The following is a 19,742-nucleotide window of genomic DNA, read 5'->3' on the forward strand; positions in this document are numbered from 1 at the left end:
GGCGGGCGCTTGTGACCGGTCGGGCAGCGCAGATCGGCGCTGCGGATGGGGCACAGGGGCAAACACCCCCAGTGACTGCTGGCCGATTCCTGCCGCTGCGTGCGCAGGCTAGGATCGGGGTTCACCTATGTGACCAAGGATCCGGATATGTCTCTCGCCCTTCGCCCGCGCGCTGCACTGCTGGCCGTCGCCCTCAGCACCGCCCTGGGCACGCTTGTGCCTTCCCATGCGCTGGCGGCCAAGCCGGCCGCACCGGCCAAGGTCGATATCCCGTATGAGCAGTTCACCCTGCCCAACGGCCTGCGCGTGATCGTGCATACCGATCGCAAGGCGCCGATCGTCGCCGTCAATGTCTGGTACCACGTGGGCAGCAAGGACGAACCGGCCGGCCGTACCGGCTTCGCGCACCTGTTCGAACACCTGATGTTCCAGGGCAGCGAAAACCACGACGGCGAATTCTTCGAACCGTTCAAGCAGGTCGGTGCCACCAACCAGAACGGCACCACCAATACCGACCGCACCAACTACTTCGAGAACGTGCCCACCACCGCGCTGGACATGGCGCTGTGGATGGAGTCGGACCGCATGGGCCATCTGGTCGGTGCGATCGACCAGGCGGCGCTGGACGAGCAGCGTGGCGTGGTGCAGAACGAGAAGCGCCAGGGCGAGAACCAGCCCTACGGTCAGGCCTGGGACCAGCTCAACAAGGCGCTGTACCCGGTAGGCCACCCGTATCACCACGGCGTGATCGGTTCGATGAACGATCTGAACGCGGCGTCGCTGGATGACGTGAAGACCTGGTTCCGCACCTGGTACGGCCCGAACAATGCGGTGCTGGTGCTGGCCGGCGACATCGACCTGGCCACTGCCAAGGAAAAGGTCGGCAAGTACTTCGGCAGCATCCCGGCCGGCCCGACCATGGCGCAGCCGGCAGTGAACGTGGCCAAGCGCAGCGCCGACACGCGCGAGACGATGACCGACAAGGTGCCGCAGGCGCGTATCTACCGCGCATGGAACGTGCCGCAGGTCGGCACCACCGATGTCGATCAGCTGCAGCTGTTCGCGCAGGTCCTGGGCGGTGCCAAGTCCTCGCGCCTGAGCCAGCGCCTGCAGCACCAGGACAAACTGGTGGACAGCATCGCCTCGGGCCTTTCGACCTCGCAGCTGGGTTCGAACTTCGTGATCATGGCGACGGTCAAGCAGGGCCAGGATCCGGCCAAGGTCGAGAAAATCATCGACGAGGAACTGGACCGCCTGATCAAGCAGGGCCCCACCGCGGCCGAGCTGGAGCGCGCCAAGACCGGTGCCCGCGCCGGCTTCATCCGCGGCATCGAGCGCATCGGCGGCTTCGGCGGCAAGGCCGACGCACTGGCCGAGTGCGCGGTGTTCACCGGCGACCCGGGCTGCTTCCGCACCTCGCTGGCCAACATCGAGAAGGCCAGTGCCGCTGATCTGAGCCGGCTGGGCGCGCAGTGGCTGGACAAGGGCAGCCACACCCTGGTGATCGCACCGGGTGAGCGTGTGGCGCTGAAGGAAGACCCGAGCCAGGCGCCGAAGCCGTTCACCGTGCCGGCGGTGGACCCCAAGTACAGCACCCTGCCGGAGCAGGTCGACCGCAAGGCCGGCGTGCCGCAGACCCGCGAGTTCCCGCAGCTGAAATTCCCGGCGCTGCAGCGCGCCACGCTGAAGAACGGCACCCAGGTGATCCTGGCCGAGCGCCACGAGATTCCGGTGGTGCAGTTCAGCTACCAGTTCCCGGGCGGCTTCAGCGCCGACCAGGGCCGCAAGCCGGGCACCGCCAACTTCACCATGAGCCTGATGACCGAAGGCGCCGGCAAGCTCGGCTCGCTGGCCTTCGCCGATGCCGCTGATGCATTGGGCGCCAGCCTGGATGCCTCGGCCGGCCTGGACTCGATGAGCGTGGACCTGTCGGCACTGAAGGAAAACCTGGCACCGTCGCTGGCGCTGTACCGCGACCTGCTGCGCGAGCCGCGCTTCGAGCAGGGCGAGATCGACCGGGTCAAGGCGAGCTGGATCGCCGGCATCCAGCAGGAGAAGGTCAACCCGGGTGCGGTGGCGATGCGCGTGCTGCCGCCGCTGCTGTACGGCAAGGGCCACCCGTATGCGATTCCGTTCACCGGCAGTGGCGACGAGGCGGCGATCAGCGGCCTGACCCGTGAGGACCTGGTCGACTTCCACCACGACTGGCTGCGCCCGCAGAACGGCACCCTGATCGTGGTCGGTGACACCACCCTGGCTGAGATCGTGCCGCTGCTGGACAAGCAGCTGGGCGACTGGAAGGCTGCGGGCGATGCCCCGCAGGTGAAGGCCGCCACCGACGTCGCATTGCCGAAGGGCCCGCGCGTGTTCCTGATCGACCAGCCGGGCGCGGTGCAGGCCAACCTGTTCGCCGGCCAGGTGGTGGCGCCGTCCAGTGCCACCAGCTCGACCCGCTTTGACATCGCCAACGGCGTGATCGGCGGTGACTTCACCTCGCGCCTGAACATGAACCTGCGCGAGGACAAGCACTGGTCGTATGGTGCACGCAGCAGCGCGATCAACTCGGTGGGCCAGCGCCCGTGGATGGCCAGCGCGCCGGTGCAGATCGACAAGACCGGCCCGGCGATGGCGGAAATGCGCAAGGAAATCGCCGCGTTCGCCGACGGCAGCAAGCCGGCCACCGCCGCCGAGGTCAACCGCATCCGCAACATCCAGACCCTGAGCCTGCCCGGTGCCTACGAGACCGCCAGCGCGGTGGCGTCGACCATCGGTTCGATCGTGCAGTTCAAGCGCCCGGATGACTACGTGCTGCGCCGCAAGGCCGAGATCGAGGCGATGACCCCGGCACAGGTGCAGCAGGCCGCCGCCGAGATCAAGCCGCAGGCGCTGACCTGGGTGGTGGTGGGTGACCTCAAGCAGACCGAAGCGGCCGTGCGCGCGCTGAACCTGGGCGAGGTGACCGTGATCGACGCCGAAGGCAACCCGGTCAAGAAATAAGGGATGCGCCTGCCCGCCCCCGCGGGCAGGCCTCCCCGGGTAGTGCCGGCCGCTGGCCGGCAACCTTGCTCTGGTAGTGCCGGCCGCTGGCCGGCAACCTTGCTCTGGTAGTGCCGGCCGCTGGCCGGCAACTCCGTGACCCGAAGGCGGGGTCAGGCTCCCCTGCGGGGGATCTGACCCCACCCACCGGCTACCCCCGATTCAGGCTGTTCAGGCAGAATCCCCCCATACCCTTCCAGGATCTGCCCATGCGCGTTCTGCTGCTTTCCTCCCTGCTGCTCACCGTCACCGCCTGTACCTGGGTGCCGATCGAACCGGCCGGCAAGGCGACCCGCGTGCTGCCGGCAGGCCCGGTTCCCGCTGGCTGCATCGCCAAGGGCGAGGTGGTGGTCACCGTGAAGAGCAAGGTCGGCTTCTACAACCGCAACCCGCTGCGTGTGCAGGAAGAGCTGGAAACCCTGGCCCGCAACGAGGCGCCGAGCGCCGGTGCCAATGCCGTGCAGGCCGCCGCGGCTCCGGCCGATGGCAGTCAGCGCTTCGCCGCTTTCCAGTGCCCGCCGCGCTGAACCCTTCACCATACGGCCAAGCCTGAATTCGTAAAGATGCGGTGAAGGCCCCGGGGGTTATAGAATAGCGCCCCCTTTTGCCTGAGCCTTGGCGCTAACCTCGATGCTCTTCAAGAATGTCTCGATCGCCGGCCTGGCACACGTTGATGCGCCGCATACGCTGACGACCAAGGAAATCAACGAGCGGCTGCAGCCGACGTTGGATCGCCTCGGTATCCGCACCGACGTGCTCGGCGATATCGCCGGCATCCATGCCCGCCGCCTGTGGGACAACGGCGTGCTTGCGTCCGATGCCGCCACCATGGCCGGCCGCAAGGCGCTGGAAGACGCGGGCATCGATGCAACGCAGGTTGGCCTGCTGGTCAACACCTCGGTCAGCCGCGACTACCTGGAGCCGTCCACCGCCTCCATCGTGTCGGGCAACCTCGGCGTCAGCGACGAGTGCATGACCTTCGACGTCGCCAATGCCTGCCTGGCCTTCATCAACGGCATGGACATCGCGGCGCGCATGATCGAGCGCGGCGACATCGACTACGCGCTGGTGGTGGATGGCGAGACCGCCAACCTGGTGTACGAGAAGACCCTGGAGCGCATGACCGCCCCGGACGTCACCGCCGACGATTTCCGCAACGAGCTGGCCGCCCTGACCACGGGTTCGGGCGCCGCCGCGATGGTGATGGCGCGCTCGGAACTGGTGCCGGATGCGCCGCGCTACAAGGGTGGCGTGACCCGCTCGGCCACCGAGTGGAACCAGCTGTGCCTGGGCAACCTGGACCGCATGGTCACCGACACCCGCCTGCTGCTGATCGAAGGCATCAAGCTGGCTCAGAAGACCTTCACCGCCGCCAAGATCGCCTTGGGCTGGGCCGTGGAAGAGCTGGACCAGTTCGTGATCCACCAGGTCAGCCAGCCGCACACTGCTGCGTTCATCAAGAACTTCGGCATCGACCCGAAGAAGGTCATGACCATCTTCGGCGAGCACGGCAACATCGGCCCGGCCTCGGTGCCGATCGTGCTGAGCAAGCTCAAGCAGCTGGGCAAGCTGAAGAAGGGCGATCGCATCGCGCTTCTGGGCATTGGCTCGGGCCTGAACTGCTCGATGGCTGAAGTGGTCTGGTAACAAAGTCACCGCTGACCTGCTGCGCGATGGGCAGCGATGATTTTTCCAAGTGTCCAGGGGCCGGTTCTACCGGCCCTTTCTACAGGTGCGATCCGATGTCCCAGCTTCCCGGTTACCCCGCCCACCCGCAGCGCTTCGAGGTCCGCCCCGGCCTGTCGATGAACTATCTCGACGAAGGCCCGCGCGATGGCGAAGTGGTGGTGATGGTGCACGGCAACCCGTCGTGGAGCTATTACTGGCGCACGCTGGTGGCCGGCCTGTCGGACACGTACCGCTGCATCGTGCCGGACCACATCGGCATGGGCCTGTCGGACAAACCCGATGACAGCCGCTACGAGTACACGCTGCAGTCGCGCGTGGACGACCTTGATGCGCTGCTGAAGCACCTGGGCATCACCGGTCCGGTGACCCTGGCCGTGCACGACTGGGGCGGCATGATCGGCTTCGGCTGGGCGCTGTCGCACCACGACCAGGTGAAGCGCCTGGTGGTGCTCAACACCGCCGCGTTCCCGATGCCGGCAGCGAAGAAGATGCCGTGGCAGATCGCGCTGGGCCGGCACTGGAAGATCGGCGAGTGGATCATCCGCACCTTCAACGCGTTCTCGTCCGGTGCCTCGTGGCTGGGTGTGGAGCGGAAGATGCCGGCCGATGTGCGCCGCGCCTACGTGTTGCCGTACAACAACTACGCCAACCGCATCAGCACCATCCGTTTCATGCAGGACATCCCGCTGTCGCCGGCCGACAAGGCCTGGTCGCTGCTGGAGCGTGCCGGCAAAGCGCTGCCGTCGTTCGCGGACCGCCCGGTCTTCCTCGGCTGGGGCCTGCGCGACTTCGTATTCGACCACCACTTCCTGAAGGGCTTCCAGGCCGCGCTACCGCAGGCCCAGGTGCATGCCTTCGAGGATGCCGGGCATTACGTGCTGGAAGACAAGCATGAAGTTCTGGTGCCGGAAATCCGCGCGTTCCTGGACGCCAACCCGCTCTGATCGGATCCCGGTAGTGCCGGCCGCTGGCCGGCAAGCGCGCAATGCGCGCCGGGTTCATGAGGTTGCCGGCCAGCGGCCGGCACTACCCCTACGCCGCGATCGGCGCCTGCGGTGACGGGCTGTTGCCGTTGTCGTCCGGGTGGTCGTCGTCGTTGCCCGCTTCGTCGCGCCAGCGCCAGTCGGCCAGGGTCAACGGATCCAGGCCATAGGCAATGCGCGCCTTGTCGCACTGCGGGCTGGCCTTGCCGTACTCCCACGATGCATCCACCTCACGGCACACGCTGGGCCGGTTGGGGTGGATGGTGCAGCGTGAATACACGCCGATCTGCGCATCCAGCGCCACGCAGCGCACCGGCTTGGAGTGGGTGCCGCGCATGCACAGGCGATGCGGGTCCAGCACCTCGGTCAGCTGGTGCGGTACGCCGCCGGGGGTGACCTCGTCTGATTCCATCCAGTGGAAGGCCACGCGGTATTGGGTGCAGCAGGCGCCGCAGGTCATGCAGGGATGTTGCATGGGCAAGCCGCCTCGGGCGGCAGTCGGAATCAGGAACGAGGGTGCGGATTTTCCACGAAGTGGGCCGCCGCGCAAGAAATTCCGTAAGCGGCGACAATGAACGGATGAACCGACCCTGCAATATTGCCGCCCGTTTGCCTGAACTGGCGCGTGAACGGCCCGACCAGATCGCCATCCGCTGCCCGGGCCGCCGTGGTGCCGGCAACGGCATGGCCGCCTACGACGTGACCCTGGATTACCGCCAGCTGGACGCCCGCAGCGACGCCATGGCGGCTGGCCTGGCCGGCTACGGGATCGGCCGCGGAGTGCGCACGGTGGTGATGGTGCGGCCGTCACCGGAGTTCTTCCTGTTGATGTTTGCCCTGTTCAAACTGGGCGCGGTGCCGGTGCTGGTCGACCCGGGCATCGACAAACGCGCGCTGAAGCAGTGCCTGGATGAGGCGCAGCCGGAGGCTTTCATTGGCATTCCGCTGGCCCATGTGGCGCGGTTGGCGCTGCGCTGGGCGCCCTCGGCGACCCGCCTGGTCACCGTCGGCCGCCGCCTCGGCTGGGGCGGGACCACGCTGGCCGCGCTGGAGCGCGCCGGTGCCAACGGGGGGGCGATGCTGGCCGCCACCGATGGCGAGGACATGGCCGCGATCCTGTTCACCAGCGGCTCCACCGGCGTGCCCAAGGGCGTGGTCTACCGCCACCGTCATTTCGTCGGCCAGATCCAGCTGCTGGGCAGTGCCTTTGGCATGGAAGCGGGCGGGGTGGACCTGCCGACCTTCCCGCCGTTTGCCTTGTTCGACCCGGCGCTGGGCCTGACCTCGGTGATCCCGGACATGGACCCGACCCGGCCGGCACAGGCCGACCCGGCACGCCTGCACGATGCCATCCAGCGTTTCGGCGTGACCCAACTGTTTGGCTCGCCTGCGCTGATGCGGGTGCTGGCCCGTCACGGCCGGCCGTTGCCGACGGTGACCCGGGTGACCTCGGCCGGCGCCCCGGTGCCGCCGGATGTGGTCGCCACCATCCGCAGCCTGTTGCCGGCCGATGCGCAGTTCTGGACCCCGTACGGCGCCACCGAGTGCCTGCCGGTGGCGGTGGTGGAAGGCCGCGAGCTGGAGCGCACCCGTGCCGCCACCGAGGCCGGTGCCGGTACCTGCGTGGGCAGCGTGGTTGAACCGAATGAGGTGCGCATCATCGGCATCGATGACGCACCGTTGGCCGACTGGTCGCAGGCGCGCGTGCTGGCCACCGGCGAGGTGGGCGAGATTACCGTGGCCGGACCGACCGCTACCGACAGTTACTTCAACCGCCCGCAGGCCACCGCGGCGGCGAAGATCCGCGAGACGCTGGCCGATGGCAGCACGCGCGTGGTGCATCGCATGGGTGACGTGGGCTACTTCGATGCGCAGGGCCGCCTGTGGTTCTGCGGCCGCAAGACCCATCGCGTGGAAACCGCACAGGGGCCGCTGTACACCGAACAGGTGGAGCCGGTGTTCAACACCGTGCCGGGCGTGGCGCGCACGGCACTGGTTGGCGTTGGCCCGGCGGGTGCGCAGGTGCCGGTGCTGTGCGTGGAACTGCAGCGTGGCCAGAGCGACAGCCCGGCCTTGCGCGAGGCGCTGCGCGCCCAGGCCACCCTGCGATTGCCCGAGGCGAACCTGCAGCACGTACTGATGCACCCCGCGTTCCCCGTCGATATCCGTCACAACGCCAAGATCGGCCGCGAGAAGCTCGCCGTCTGGGCCAGCGCCGAACTGGAGAAGCGCGCATGAAGATCCTGGTCACCGGTGGTGGTGGTTTCCTTGGCCAGGCGCTGTGCCGTGGGCTGGTCGAACGTGGCCACCAGGTGCTGGCGTTCAACCGCAGCCACTACCCGGAACTGCAGGCCATGGGCGTGGGCCAGATCCGTGGCGATCTGGCCGATGCGCAGGCGGTGCTGCATGCAGTGGCCGGCGTCGATGCGGTATTCCACAACGGCGCCAAGGCCGGCGCCTGGGGCAGCTATGACAGCTACCACCAGGCCAACGTGGTCGGTACCGACAACGTCCTCGCCGCCTGCCGCGCGCACGGCATCAGTCGCTTGGTCTACACCTCCACGCCCAGCGTGACCCACCGCGCTACCCATCCGGTGGAAGGCCTCGGTGCCGACGACGTGCCGTACGGCGAGGACTTCCAGGCGCCGTATGCGGCCACCAAGGCGATCGCCGAACAGCGCGTGCTGGCCGCCAACGATGCCTCGCTGGCGACGGTGGCACTGCGCCCGCGCCTGATCTGGGGCCCGGGCGACCAACAGCTGGTGCCGAGGCTGGCCGAGCGTGCGCGGCAGGGGCGCCTGCGTCTGGTGGGTGATGGCAACAACAAGGTGGATACCACCTACATCGACAATGCCGCGCTCGCGCACTTCCTCGCTTTCGAAGCATTGGCGCCGGGCGCCGCGTGTGCGGGCAAGGCCTACTTCATTTCCAACGGCGAACCACTGCCGATGCGCGAGCTGGTCAACAAGCTGCTGGCCGCCGTTGGTGCGCCGACGGTGGACAAGGCGATCAGCTTCAAGACCGCCTATCGCATCGGTGCGGTCTGCGAGCGGCTGTGGCCGCTGCTGCGCCTGCGTGGCGAGCCGCCGCTGACCCGCTTCCTGGCCGAGCAGCTGTGCACGCCGCACTGGTACAGCATGGAGCCGGCGCGCCGTGACTTCGGCTACGTGCCGCAGGTCAGCATTGAAGAAGGGCTGCGCAGGCTGAAGGCTTCATCTGCCGCATAGGTCGCCATCACTGGTTGCACACCGCCAGATCGGGAGGATGGACCCACGCCATCCAACGGCCCGGACATCTGCGAGGAGCACCATGCTGCATTACGCCGTTATTTTCTTCGTCATCGCCATCATCGCTGCCGTGCTCGGCTTCTCCGGCATCGCCGGTGCCGCCAGCAACATCGCCTGGATCCTGTTCGTTGTGTTCCTGGTACTGGCAGTGATTTCGATGTTCCGCAAGCGCGGCTAGAAGACCGCTGGGTAGTGCCGGCCGCTGGCCGGCACTGTTCTTTCCGGTGGGTGCCGACCGTCGGTCGGCACGCCATCGTCTGGTAGGTGCCTACCTTGGTTGGCACGCCTTTTGTAGAGTCGAGCATCGCTCGACTCTACAGAGACACACAGCGCCTCTACACGGCGCTATGCAATCCGCGATCGGCTTCATGGCGCTCCAGCGCCAGTTCGATCAGGCGCGTGATCAGCGTGGTGTAGTCCACACCGCTGGCGCCCCACAGCTTCGGGTACATGCTGATGCGGGTGAAGCCCGGCAGCGTGTTGACCTCGTTGATGACGATCTCGCCGTCTGCGGTGAGGAACACATCCACGCGCGCCATGCCCGCACACTCCAGCGCCTGGTAGGCCCGCAGCGCGATCTGCTGGATACGTGCCTGGGTTGCAGCATCGATATCCGCCGGCACGACCACCTCGGCGCCATCCTCGTTGATGTACTTGGTGTCGTAGGCGTAGAACTCGTCGTGCACCACCACCTCGCCGCACAGGCTGGCCTGCGGCTGTTCGTTGCCCAGCACCGCGCACTCGATCTCACGGCCGGCCACCGCCGATTCGACCAGCACCTTGTGGTCATAGCGCAGCGCCAATGCAAGTGCCTCGGCGAAGCCCGCCGCATCCTTGACCTTGCTCACACCCACCGACGAACCCTGGTTGGCCGGCTTCACGAACAATGGCAGGCCGAGCTGCGTGATCACCGCATCGACATCGACGTCAGCGGCCTGGTGACGCCGGATGCACAGCCACGGCGCCACCTGCAGGCCAGCGTCGCGCAAGAGGCGCTTGGTCACGTCCTTGTCCATCGCCACCGCCGAGCCCAGTACCGGAGAACCGACGAAAGGCAGGTTGGCCATGCGCAGCAGCCCCTGCAGCGCACCGTCCTCGCCCAGCGGCCCGTGCACGATCGGCAGTACCACATCGATCTGGCCCAGCGCGCTGGCCGCATCGGAGGGCTGCAGCTGTGCCTGTTCCACACCCGGGCGCACCGCCAGCGACGTACCGGACCGATGCAGCGCGATGCGCGACGGATCATCGGCATTGATCAGGAAGGTATCCGGCTGGCTCAGATGCCACTGGCCCTGCTTGTCGATACCGACCAGCACCGGCTCGAAGCGCTCGCGATCAAGCGCATCGAGGATGTTCTTCGCCGACTGCAGCGAAACTTCGTGCTCGGAGGACTTGCCCCCGAAGATGATGCCGACCCGGGTCCGTGCCATGGTGTTGCGATGTCCTGTGCGTTGCGTGGCCGTACAGCATGAACCTTCCATTGCCGCACAGGTGAGGCACAGATGAACCGCCTGGCGGCCGGCTCGAGTAGCGGCCAACCTTGGTTGGCACCCTCGGAAATCCAGCGCCGACCAAGGTCGGCATCTACCAGAGCACGTTCCGGCAGATCGCAGGAACCTGTCGAAGGCGGGGTGGGTCCGGTTGCGGGGGCGTGAGCCGCATGGGCCCGAGGCATGCCTCGGGCGGGTTGGGCAGGACGCCCAACCCCGGTCTTGCCGTGTGCGCAGGACAGCGCACACGAGCATGCGGCGACCGAGCTTACAGGGACGTACTTGCAGCGGCCCCCGCAACCGAACCCACCCCGCCTCTCCACAGGAAGCAAGCCTTTGATGTTGCTCTGGCAGTGGCATCTGCGGGTGCCGGGCGGCAGCCCGGCCCAAGCCCCCCACCCACGCAGGTAGAATGCGCACATGGCTCTCTCCCTGCTCAAGTCCCTCAAGCCGGTCGCTGGCCGCGCCCTGCAGATCGCCCTGAACCGCGCGCTGGCGCTGGATCCGGATACCCGCCATGCACTGGCCAACCTCGATGGCCGGCACATCGACCTGACCCTGGAAGCACCGTCGCTGGCGATGCGCATCAGTGTCGACGGTGACCAGCTGCGGGTCGGCCCGGTGGATGCGCAGGAAGCCGACCTGGCCGTGCGCAGCAGCCTGGCCGGGGTGCTGGCGCAGCTGCCGCTGCTGGCCAACGCTCGGCGCGGCGACAACAACGGCAAGGGCCGCGTACGCGTGGCCGGCGACGCCGAACTGGCGCGTCGCCTGCAGCAGCTGGCCAAGGGCTTCGACCCGGACTGGCAGCAGCCGTTCGTCAGCGTGTTCGGCGAGGTGCTGGGTGTGCAGGTTGCCAACACCCTGCGCAGCGCCCTGCAGCACGCGCGCCAGGGCGCGATCGACCTGGCCCACAGCGCCGCCGAATTCATCACCGAGGAATCGCGCGACGTGGTGCCGCGCGCCGAACTGGATGCCTTCCACGATGACGTGGACGTGCTGCGTGACGACGTCGAACGTCTCGGCGCGCGCGTGCAGCGCCTGCGGGGTGCCGCATGAAGGCCGTGCTGCGGGCAAGCCGCATCGGCCGGGTGATCCTGCGCTACCGCCTCGACGACCTGCTGCAGGGCACGCCGGCCGAGCGCTGGCTGCGCCTGGCCAAACCGTTCGTACCGCGTGCGTCGGCCGACATCGCCGCACAGTCGCGCGGTGCGCGCCTGCGCCTGGCGCTGCAGGATCTCGGCCCGATCTTCGTCAAGTTCGGCCAGATCCTGTCCACCCGCCGCGACCTGGTGCCGCCGGACGTGGCCAACGAACTGACCCTGCTGCAGGACCGGGTCAAGCCGTTCGATGGTGATACCGCGCGCCGCATCGTCGAGGAAGCACTCGGCCTGCCGGTCAGCGAGGCGTTCGCCAGCTTCGATACCGAACCGCTGGCCTCGGCCTCGATCGCGCAGGTGCATGCGGCCACGCTGGCCGATGGCCGCCAGGTGGTGGTCAAGGTGCTGCGCCCGGGCATCGAGAAGCAGATCGACGCCGACATCGCGTTGCTCAACTCGCTGGCCGCCCTGGTCGAGCGCACCCACCCGCGTGCCGACAAGATCCGCCCGCGCGAAGTGGTGGCCGAAGTCGAGAACACCCTGGCCGCCGAGCTGGACCTGCAGCGCGAAGGCGCCAATGCCAGCGTGCTGCGTCGCTTCTGGGAGAACAGCGATGACCTGTACGTGCCGGAAGTGATCTGGAGCCACACCGCCGAGCGCGCGCTGACCCTGGAGCGCGTGTGGGGCATTCCGTCCGACGACATCGCCGCGCTGGACAAGGCCGGCATCGACCGCAAGGCGCTGGCCGCCAAGGGTGTGCGGGTGTTCTACACCCAGGTGTTCCGCGACAACTTCTTCCACGCCGATGCCCACGCCGGCAACATCTGGGTCGACACCGATCCGTCGCGCCGTGCCAATCCGCGTTTCATCGCGCTGGACTTCGGCATCATGGGCCAGCTCTCGCAGGAAGATCAGTACTACCTGGCCGAGAACTTCATGGCCATCTTCAACCGCGATTACCGCCGCATCGCCGAACTGCACGTGCAGGCGCGCTGGATGCCGGACAACGTGCGCATCGATGATCTGGAAGCAGCCGTGCGTTCGGTGTGCGAGCCGTACTTCACCCGTCCGCTGTCGCAGATCTCGTTGGCCGAAGTGCTGATGAAGCTGTTCCGCGTGGCGCAGCGCTACCAGCTGACCCTGCAGCCGCAGCTGATCCTGCTGCAGAAGACCCTGCTGAACATCGAAGGTGTCGGCCGCCAGCTGGATCCGCAGATCGACATCTGGGCGGTGGCCAAGCCGGTGCTCGCGAAGATCCTGCGCGAGCGCTACAGCCCGCGGCGGGTGGTGCGCGAGATCGGCAAGCGCCTGCCGGAGATCATGACCCACGCACCGGACATGCCGCGCCTGGTGCACGCCTGGCTGACCCAGCAGGTGGAAGGCCGCCATGAACTGGCGATGCGCTCGCGCGACCTGGCCGCACTGGATGCCAGCGTGCAGCGCCTGCAGAAGCATGCGGTCGGCGCGATCACCGGCGTCGGCCTGCTGGCCATCGCTGCACTGATGTATGTGCTGCAGCCGCCGGGCTGGTACTGGGGCGACGTGCCGGCGTGGAGCTGGCTGTCCGGTGCGGTCGGCGCAGTGGCGCTGCTGCGCGCGTGGTGGAAGTAGGCCCCATGCTGCAGGCACTCAAGGACGAACTGATCCGCTTCGGCGCCGACAACGACGCACGCGAAAGCGAGCGCGGCCGACGCATGCTCAACATCACGCCCGACACCGGTGAATTCCTGTCGGTGCTGGTGCGCTTCGGCAACACTCGCCGGGTGCTGGAAATCGGTACGTCCAACGGCTATTCCACGCTGTGGCTGGCCGAGGCAACCGCCGCCATCGACGGCCACGTGACCACGCTGGAGTACGCCGAGGACAAGGTGGCGATGGCACGTGACACCTTCGCGCGCAGTGGCCTGGCCGATCGCATCACGCTGGTCCACGACGATGCCGGGCTCTGGCTGGCGCAGGCCGCCGATGCCTGCATCGACCTGCTGTTCCTCGATTCGGACCGCGGGCAGTACGCCGGCTGGTGGCCGCAGCTGCGTCGTGTGCTGCGCCCGGGTGGCCTGCTGGTGGTGGACAACGCCACCTCGCATGCGGAAGAGATGCAACCGCTGCGCGTGCTGCTGGACGCTGATCCGGACTTCAGCACCAGCCTGGTGCCGGTGGGCAACGGCGAGCTGCTGGCCGTGCGCAGCGCCTGACCGCTCTACAGGTAGGTGCCAATCTTGGTTGGCACGCTGTTGCCGGCCGCTGGTCGGCAGCAGCAGCCATCCGACTGCCCGGAGACAGCCGGCCAGCGGCCGGCTCTACCCCATTCAATGCCCAGCCCCGATAATCCTGCCGTGAGCACCGAACCCGATACCCTCGCCGCGGTCGAGACTGACACCGCGCCCCTGCAGCTGCTGCACCTAGATGAGCGCCTGGCCGTGGTCAACAAGCCTGCCGGGCTGATGGTCCACGACAGCAAGCTGGCCCGTGGCGAAGACGACTTCCTGGCCGACCGCCTGCGCGAGCAGCTGGGCCGCCCGATCTTCCTCGTGCATCGCCTGGACCGGGCCACCAGTGGCTGCCTGCTGCTGGCCTTCGACCGCGACACCGCCAGCGCGCTGGGCAAGGCACTGATGGGCGGCGAAGTGCTGAAGGACTATCTGACGGTCTGCCGGGGCTGGCCGGCCGAGCTCGCCTGGCAGGTCGATCATGATCTGGACGGCGGCCCGGGCAAGCCGGTGAAAAAGCCGGCGATCACCGACTTCCAGCGCCTGGCCACCGGCGAGCTGTCGGTGCCGGTCGGTGAATTCACCAGCTCGCGCTACGCACTGCTGCGCTGCCAGCCGCAGACCGGACGCTTCCGGCAGATCCGCCGGCACCTCAAGCACCTCTCGCATCACATGATCGGCGACACCAGCCACGGCGATGGCCGCCACAACCGCATCTTCCGCATGCAGGGCGTGCACCGCATGCTGCTGCACGCCGAGCGCCTGCGCTTCCCGCATCCGGACGGTGGCACGGTGGACGTGCGTGCGCCGTTGGACGGCGGGTTCCAGAAGGCGCTGGACCTGTTCGGCTGGCAGGTGGATACCGATTGACGGTAGTGCCGGCCGCTGGCCGGCATCTGCGCGATTCCAGATGTAATGGGGAGCCGGCCAGCGGCCGGCACTACCTCATTTCTTTTCCGGCTCGTTGACGATCGCTTCCAGATCCTTCTGCAGGTCCGCAAACAGCGGCTGCATGCGCGCCTGGATCGCGACCATCACGTTCTGCATCAGCGCCGGGGTCTTGTCCAGCAGGCTCTGGCCGGCCGCGCTCTCGTAGAACTCGGCCATCGCCAGCACGTCTTCCTTGCTGAAGGTCTTTTTGTACAGGTCCACGTACATCGGCCGCAGCTGCTGCCAGGACAGGGCCTGGCGCAGGGTCTGGCTGGTCCGCGCCTGGATCCGCTTCAGCTGTTCCTGCTGCTGGGCATTGAGCTGGCGCTGTGCGGCTACCTGCTGGAACTGCTGCTGCTGCATCGCCTCGATCTGCGGCAGCATGGTGTCGATCATGCTCTGCGCGCGTGACGCCGACAGCAGGCGGTTGATGTCGCCATCGGTCGGCGGCGCGGCCAGGGCCGGAACGCTGGCCACGGCCAGCGCCAGCAGCAGGGCGGCGCGGCGCAGCAGGGACGGCAGGGCGGGTGCGGTGCGGGTCATGCGGGGCTTCCTGCAGTACATGGGACGGCCAGCATACCCGCAGCCAAGGCGAAGGCGGCGTGTTCGGTACCTGATCGGCGGCATACGGGGCGCGATGCCGCACTCCGGTGCGTGGCTGCCGCTACAATGCGCGGATGGGCAGTGGACCGGTCACCATCAGCGCGCAGCTTGAAATCCCCGACGGCGAGATCGTCGAGCGGTTCGTGCGTGCCAGTGGCGCCGGTGGCCAGAACGTCAACAAGGTCTCCACCGCGGTGGAACTACGTTTCGATGTGGCCAACTCGCCCTCGTTGCCCGAACCGTTGCGCGCGCGCCTGCTGGCGCGGCGTGACCGGCGCATGACCGGCGAAGGCGTGCTGGTCATCGACGCGCAACGTTTCCGGACCCAGGATCGCAATCGCGAGGATGCGCGCGATCGGCTGGCGGCCTTCATCCAGGCCGGGCTGAGCGTGCCCAAGCCGCGCAAGGCCACCAAGCCAACCCTCGGGTCGAAACTGCGTCGTCTGGACGCCAAACGCGGGCGCGCGCAGATCAAGCGCGGGCGCTCATCACGTGACTGGGAGTGATTGCTTGAACAACCCGACTTCGTTGCTGCCGGCCGTGCCGCCGCAGATGCCGCAGGTCAAACCCAACGCCTTCCTGCGCTGGCTGGCGCGCTGCACCCTGCGCATGGGCGGCTGGAAGGTGACCGGTACCCTGCCTGACATCCCCAGGCTGGTCTTCATCATCGCCCCGCATTCGTCCAACTGGGACGGCCTGTGGGGCATGGCCGCGAAGATCGCGCTGGGCATGAAGGTGAAGGTGCTGGGCAAAGCATCGCTGTTCTGGTGGCCGCTCGGCCCGCTGCTGCACAAGCTGGGCGTGATCCCGCTGGACCGCAGCTCGCCGCAGGGCACCGTCGGCCAGGCCGTGGACCTGCTGCGCAACAACGAGAAGATGTGGTTCGCCATCACGCCCGAGGGCACCCGCAAGGCCGTGAAGGACTGGAAGGCCGGCTTCCTGAAGATCGCGCGGATGGCCGACGTGCCGATCCTGGCCGCGTATTTCCATTACCCGGAAAAGACCATCGGCATCGGCCCGCTGTTCACGCCGACCGGCGATGACGCCGCCGACATGGCCGCCATCCGCGAGTTCTACCGGCCCTGGATCGGCAAGACCCGCGGTACGGTCTGAGCCGGCCGCAGGCCGCCGCATAGACGCCACGTCCGGCACATGCCGGGCGAGCGCGACAGGAGTAGGGTGGAGGGCTGGTATCCCGTACCGTCTGCCCAAGGAGTGTTTTACATGTCGCGTACCGTAGTCCTGGCCGCCGCCATCAGCCTGGCGCTGGCGGCCTGTTCCGGCAAGGAGTCCACCCCCGTGTCCGATGCCCAGAAAGCCCCGGCCCAGCAGCCGGCCGAAGCCTCCACCAATCCGCTGCTGAGCGCCAGCACGCTGCCGTTCCAGGCGCCGCAGTTCGACAAGATCAAGGACAGCGACTACCTGCCGGCGTTCGAGGAAGGCATGCGCCAGCACCTGGCCGACGTGCGCAAGATCGCTGACAGCAGCGAGCCGGCCACCTTCGACAACACCATCGTGGCGATGGAGCGCAGCGGCGAGACGCTGAACCGCGTGTCGCGCATCTTCTTCGGCCTGGTCCAGGCCGATACCAACGATGCGCGCCAGAAGATCCAGGAAGACGTGGCGCCGAAGCTGGCCGCGCACCAGGACGAGATCAACCTCGATCCGAAGCTGTTCGCGCGCGTGAAGTCGCTGTACGACCAGCGTGACACGCTGGAGCTGGACCCGGTGCAGAAGCGCCTGGTCGAGCACTACTACGACGGTCTGGTGCGCGCCGGTGCGCAGCTGTCCGACGCCGACAAGGCCACCCTGCGCAAGCTCAACGTGGAAGAGACCACTCTCTCCACCCAGTTCCACACCCGCCTGGTGGCCGCCACCGCCGCTGCTGCCGTCGTTGTCGATGACAAGGCCAAGCTGGCTGGCCTGGACGACAATGCGATCAACAACGCTGCGTCTGCCGCCAAGGATCGCAAGCTGGATGGCAAATTCCTGCTGCCGCTGCAGAACACCACCCAGCAGCCGGTGCTCGGCTCGCTGAGCGACCACGACCAGCGTGCCGCCGTGCTGAAGGCTTCGGAAACCCGCGCCGAGCGTGGCGATGCCAACGACACCCGGCAGACCGTGCAGCGCCTGGCCCAGCTGCGTGCGCAGAAGGCCAAGCTGCTCGGCTTTGACACCTTCGCCGACTACCAGCTGGGCGACCAGATGGCCAAGACCCCGGCTGCCGCGCTCAAGCTGCTGACCGACACCGTGCCGGCCGCCACTGCCAAGGCGCGTGCCGAAGCCGGCGAGATCCAGAAGGTGATCGACGCGCAGAAGGGTGGTTTCCAGGTCGCTGCTTCGGACTGGGACTTCTACGCCGAGCAGGTGCGCAAGGCCAAGTACGATCTGGACGAGTCGCAGATCAAGCCGTACTTCGAACTGGACAACGTGCTGCAGAACGGCGTCTTCTACGCTGCCACCCAGCTGTACGGCATCACCTTCAAGCCGCGTACCGACATTCCGACCTACAACCCGGACATGAAGGTGTACGAAGTGTTCGACAAGGACGGCACCTCGCTGGCCCTGTTCTATACCGACTACTTCAAGCGTGACAGCAAGTCCGGCGGCGCGTGGATGGACGTGTTCGTCGAACAGGACGGCCTGACCGGTGCCAAGCCGGTGGTCTACAACGTCTGCAACTTCACCAAGCCGGCCGCCGGCCAGCCTGCGCTGATCAGCTTCGACGACGTCACCACCATGTTCCATGAGTTCGGCCACGCACTGCATGGCATGTTCTCGAACGTGAAGTACCCGTCGATCGCCGGCACCGCCACCTCGCGTGATTTCGTCGAGTTCCCGTCGCAGTTCAACGAGCACTGGGCGCTGGATCCGAAGGTGTTCGCCAACTACGCCAAGCACTACAAGACCGGCGAGGCGATGCCGCAGGAACTGGTCGACAAGATCCTCAAGGCACGCAGCTTCAACCAGGGCTATGCGACCACCGAGTACCTGTCGGCCGCGCTGCTGGACCTGGCCTGGCATACGCAGAAGGCCGATGCGCCGCTGCAGGATGTCGGCGCCTTTGAAGCCAGTGCGCTGAAGAAGTTCAAGGTCGACCTGCCGCAGGTGCCGCCGCGTTACCGCACCACCTACTTCGACCACATCTGGGGTGGTGGTTACTCGGCCGGTTACTACGCCTACTTCTGGGCCGAAGTGCTGGACCATGATGCCTACCAGTGGTTCACCGAACACGGTGGCCTGACCGCGGCCAATGGCCAGGAGTTCCGCGACAAGATCCTCTCGCGCGGCAACAGCGTGGAGCTGTCGACCCTGTACCGCGATTTCCGCGGCAAGGACCCGTCGGTGGAACCGCTGCTGAAGTTCCGCGGGCTGAAATAAGAAAGCGAAAACGGCGGGGGCAACCCCGCCGTTTTTCTTTGTGTAGCGTCGAGCTTGCTCGACGGTCTTTCCACGAAAAGCCAGTCGAGCAAGCTCGACTCTACACAAGCGGCTTACGTGCCCACGTGCACCCGGTTCGCCTGCTCGGCCAGGCCCAGGTGATCCAGCGCGATATCCAGCGCCAGCACATAACTCTGCGCGCCATACCCAGCAGCGATGCCCAGCCGCTGGCCGACGCCGGCCGGCAGGCACGGCTCGGCCACTGCGCCGTCGTCATGCACTTCCACATAGGCGTTGTGCAGGTACGGCAGCAGCCGCTGCAGGCGCAGGCTGTTGGCACACGCACCCGGGTCAAGCAGGGTCACCTCACCGCGGCTGTGGTCGGCCACGCGCAGCGCGTCCAGCAGTTCCTGTTCCGAACCGCAGGCACGGATCGCCACACTAGTACCGGCGTCGATCGCGCGGTGCACCAGCGATTTCAGTACCGGCGCCGGCAGCGGCATCGCTGTGCGGATCAATGCACCGGCTGCTTCCGGGCCACGGATGATGAAGATCGACATGGCTCAGCCCTCCTGTGCCAGGCGGCGGCCGACAATGGCCAGCGACAACGGGTAACCGGCCTGCTGGCTGCGCTGGTCGACCACTACCGCGGCAGGACCATGCTGCAGGCGCAGGCGCGAATCCAGGCCGGGTTCGCTGGGGGCCTGCAGCTCGATGTACTGCGCCGGCAGCCGTTCCAGCGCCGCCTGCAGCGCGTCACCTTCGGCCTGCCATTGCGTCTCGTCGGCGGCGCCGACATCCAGCAGTACCCAGTCGGCCGAGCGCGCCTGCGGCTGGCACAGGCACTGGCGTACCTCGGACAGGCTGGCGCAGTCGCTGCACAGCACGCGATGGCCGGCCAGCTGCGCCGGCAGCTGCGGGCGCGGCGCCGACGAAGACGCGTGGCGGATCACCAGGAGGGTCATACAACACCTTGCGGAATGCGCCCTGTGGCGCGGTGGGCACACGATGCGCGTGCTGCCCGTAAAGGTGCGAT

General features: G+C 67.3%; 19 protein-coding genes. 14 read left to right on the forward strand and 5 right to left on the reverse strand.

The window, feature by feature from the left end; translation table 11 throughout:
* Positions 1-147 precede the first annotated feature (147 nt).
* The 4 genes from ACSYS9_RS00945 (at position 148) to ACSYS9_RS00960 (ending at position 5,669) form a co-directional block, all read left to right on the forward strand.
* A complete protein-coding gene (locus ACSYS9_RS00945) occupies positions 148-2,997 on the forward strand; it encodes a M16 family metallopeptidase (protein ID WP_071228791.1) in 2,850 nt (949 codons plus the stop codon).
* A 248-nt stretch (positions 2,998-3,245) separates the two neighbouring features.
* Positions 3,246-3,563 carry a DUF4156 domain-containing protein gene (locus tag ACSYS9_RS00950; RefSeq protein WP_005407628.1) on the forward strand — a complete coding sequence of 106 codons (318 nt, stop codon included), beginning with the start codon at positions 3,246-3,248 and terminating at the stop codon, positions 3,561-3,563.
* Between the two features lie 103 nt (positions 3,564-3,666).
* Entirely contained in the window at positions 3,667-4,683 is a 1,017-nt protein-coding gene (locus tag ACSYS9_RS00955) for a 3-oxoacyl-ACP synthase III (protein ID WP_014035559.1), read from the forward strand.
* Positions 4,684-4,778: 95 nt separating this feature from the next.
* Positions 4,779-5,669: an alpha/beta fold hydrolase gene (locus ACSYS9_RS00960; RefSeq protein ID WP_071228790.1), complete on the forward strand. Its 891-nt coding sequence runs from the start codon at positions 4,779-4,781 to the stop codon at positions 5,667-5,669.
* Positions 5,670-5,757: 88 nt separating this feature from the next.
* On the opposite strand, the gene ACSYS9_RS00965 is transcribed toward ACSYS9_RS00960, so the two are convergent.
* Complete coding sequence (locus tag ACSYS9_RS00965; protein WP_004135417.1) at positions 5,758-6,183, reverse strand: YkgJ family cysteine cluster protein; 426 nt, start codon at positions 6,181-6,183, stop codon at positions 5,758-5,760.
* Between the two features lie 104 nt (positions 6,184-6,287).
* On the opposite strand from ACSYS9_RS00965, the gene oleC reads away from it, so the two are divergent.
* The 3 genes from oleC (at position 6,288) to ACSYS9_RS00980 (ending at position 9,173) form a co-directional block, all read left to right on the forward strand.
* On the forward strand, positions 6,288-7,946 hold the full coding sequence (gene oleC, locus ACSYS9_RS00970; protein ID WP_071228789.1) for an olefin beta-lactone synthetase: 1,659 nt from the start codon (positions 6,288-6,290) through the stop codon (positions 7,944-7,946).
* On the forward strand, positions 7,943-8,935 hold the full coding sequence (oleD, locus tag ACSYS9_RS00975; protein WP_071228788.1) for a 2-alkyl-3-oxoalkanoate reductase: 993 nt from the start codon (positions 7,943-7,945) through the stop codon (positions 8,933-8,935). Before oleC ends, oleD begins: the two co-directional genes overlap by 4 nt.
* 82 nt (positions 8,936-9,017) lie before the next feature.
* Complete coding sequence (locus ACSYS9_RS00980) at positions 9,018-9,173, forward strand: DUF1328 domain-containing protein (RefSeq protein WP_004153593.1); 156 nt, start codon at positions 9,018-9,020, stop codon at positions 9,171-9,173.
* 157 nt (positions 9,174-9,330) lie between these two features.
* Here ACSYS9_RS00980 and ddlA read toward each other — a convergent pair whose 3' ends face one another.
* Positions 9,331-10,425, reverse strand: a complete 1,095-nt coding sequence (gene ddlA, locus ACSYS9_RS00985; protein ID WP_071228787.1) for a D-alanine--D-alanine ligase — start codon at positions 10,423-10,425, stop codon at positions 9,331-9,333.
* Between the two features lie 480 nt (positions 10,426-10,905).
* On the opposite strand from ddlA, the gene ACSYS9_RS00990 reads away from it, so the two are divergent.
* The 4 genes from ACSYS9_RS00990 (at position 10,906) to ACSYS9_RS01005 (ending at position 14,662) form a co-directional block, all read left to right on the forward strand.
* Positions 10,906-11,541: a ubiquinone biosynthesis accessory factor UbiJ gene (locus ACSYS9_RS00990; protein WP_071228786.1), complete on the forward strand. Its 636-nt coding sequence runs from the start codon at positions 10,906-10,908 to the stop codon at positions 11,539-11,541.
* Entirely contained in the window at positions 11,538-13,193 is a 1,656-nt protein-coding gene (gene ubiB, locus ACSYS9_RS00995) for a ubiquinone biosynthesis regulatory protein kinase UbiB (protein ID WP_071228785.1), read from the forward strand. The genes ACSYS9_RS00990 and ubiB overlap by 4 nt, the downstream gene beginning before the upstream one ends.
* 5 nt (positions 13,194-13,198) lie before the next feature.
* Positions 13,199-13,777, forward strand: coding sequence for an O-methyltransferase (locus tag ACSYS9_RS01000; RefSeq protein ID WP_049421001.1), 579 nt, complete (start codon positions 13,199-13,201; stop codon positions 13,775-13,777).
* A gap of 141 nt (positions 13,778-13,918) precedes the next feature.
* Positions 13,919-14,662: a pseudouridine synthase gene (locus ACSYS9_RS01005; RefSeq protein ID WP_049421002.1), complete on the forward strand. Its 744-nt coding sequence runs from the start codon at positions 13,919-13,921 to the stop codon at positions 14,660-14,662.
* Between the two features lie 75 nt (positions 14,663-14,737).
* Here ACSYS9_RS01005 and ACSYS9_RS01010 read toward each other — a convergent pair whose 3' ends face one another.
* On the reverse strand, positions 14,738-15,265 hold the full coding sequence (locus ACSYS9_RS01010; RefSeq protein WP_010487093.1) for a DUF2059 domain-containing protein: 528 nt from the start codon (positions 15,263-15,265) through the stop codon (positions 14,738-14,740).
* 134 nt (positions 15,266-15,399) lie between these two features.
* On the opposite strand from ACSYS9_RS01010, the gene arfB reads away from it, so the two are divergent.
* The 3 genes from arfB (at position 15,400) to dcp (ending at position 18,706) form a co-directional block, all read left to right on the forward strand.
* Positions 15,400-15,831, forward strand: coding sequence for an alternative ribosome rescue aminoacyl-tRNA hydrolase ArfB (arfB, locus tag ACSYS9_RS01015; RefSeq protein ID WP_032130467.1), 432 nt, complete (start codon positions 15,400-15,402; stop codon positions 15,829-15,831).
* Positions 15,832-15,877: 46 nt separating this feature from the next.
* The gene (locus ACSYS9_RS01020; protein WP_223276957.1) at positions 15,878-16,438 is read left to right on the forward strand and encodes a lysophospholipid acyltransferase family protein; all 561 of its coding nucleotides are present in this window, start codon (positions 15,878-15,880) and stop codon (positions 16,436-16,438) included.
* A gap of 111 nt (positions 16,439-16,549) precedes the next feature.
* Entirely contained in the window at positions 16,550-18,706 is a 2,157-nt protein-coding gene (gene dcp, locus ACSYS9_RS01025; protein ID WP_071228784.1) for a peptidyl-dipeptidase Dcp, read from the forward strand.
* A gap of 113 nt (positions 18,707-18,819) precedes the next feature.
* Here dcp and ACSYS9_RS01030 read toward each other — a convergent pair whose 3' ends face one another.
* A complete protein-coding gene (locus ACSYS9_RS01030) occupies positions 18,820-19,266 on the reverse strand; it encodes a 3-dehydroquinate dehydratase (RefSeq protein WP_004153636.1) in 447 nt (148 codons plus the stop codon).
* A gap of 3 nt (positions 19,267-19,269) precedes the next feature.
* Entirely contained in the window at positions 19,270-19,671 is a 402-nt protein-coding gene (locus ACSYS9_RS01035; RefSeq protein WP_071228783.1) for a hypothetical protein, read from the reverse strand.
* Positions 19,672-19,742 lie beyond the last annotated feature (71 nt).

Origin of the sequence: Stenotrophomonas sp. STK17_22 (assembly GCF_051983905.1) — a bacterium.
Taxonomy (GTDB): Bacteria; Pseudomonadota; Gammaproteobacteria; order Xanthomonadales; family Xanthomonadaceae; genus Stenotrophomonas; species Stenotrophomonas maltophilia_A.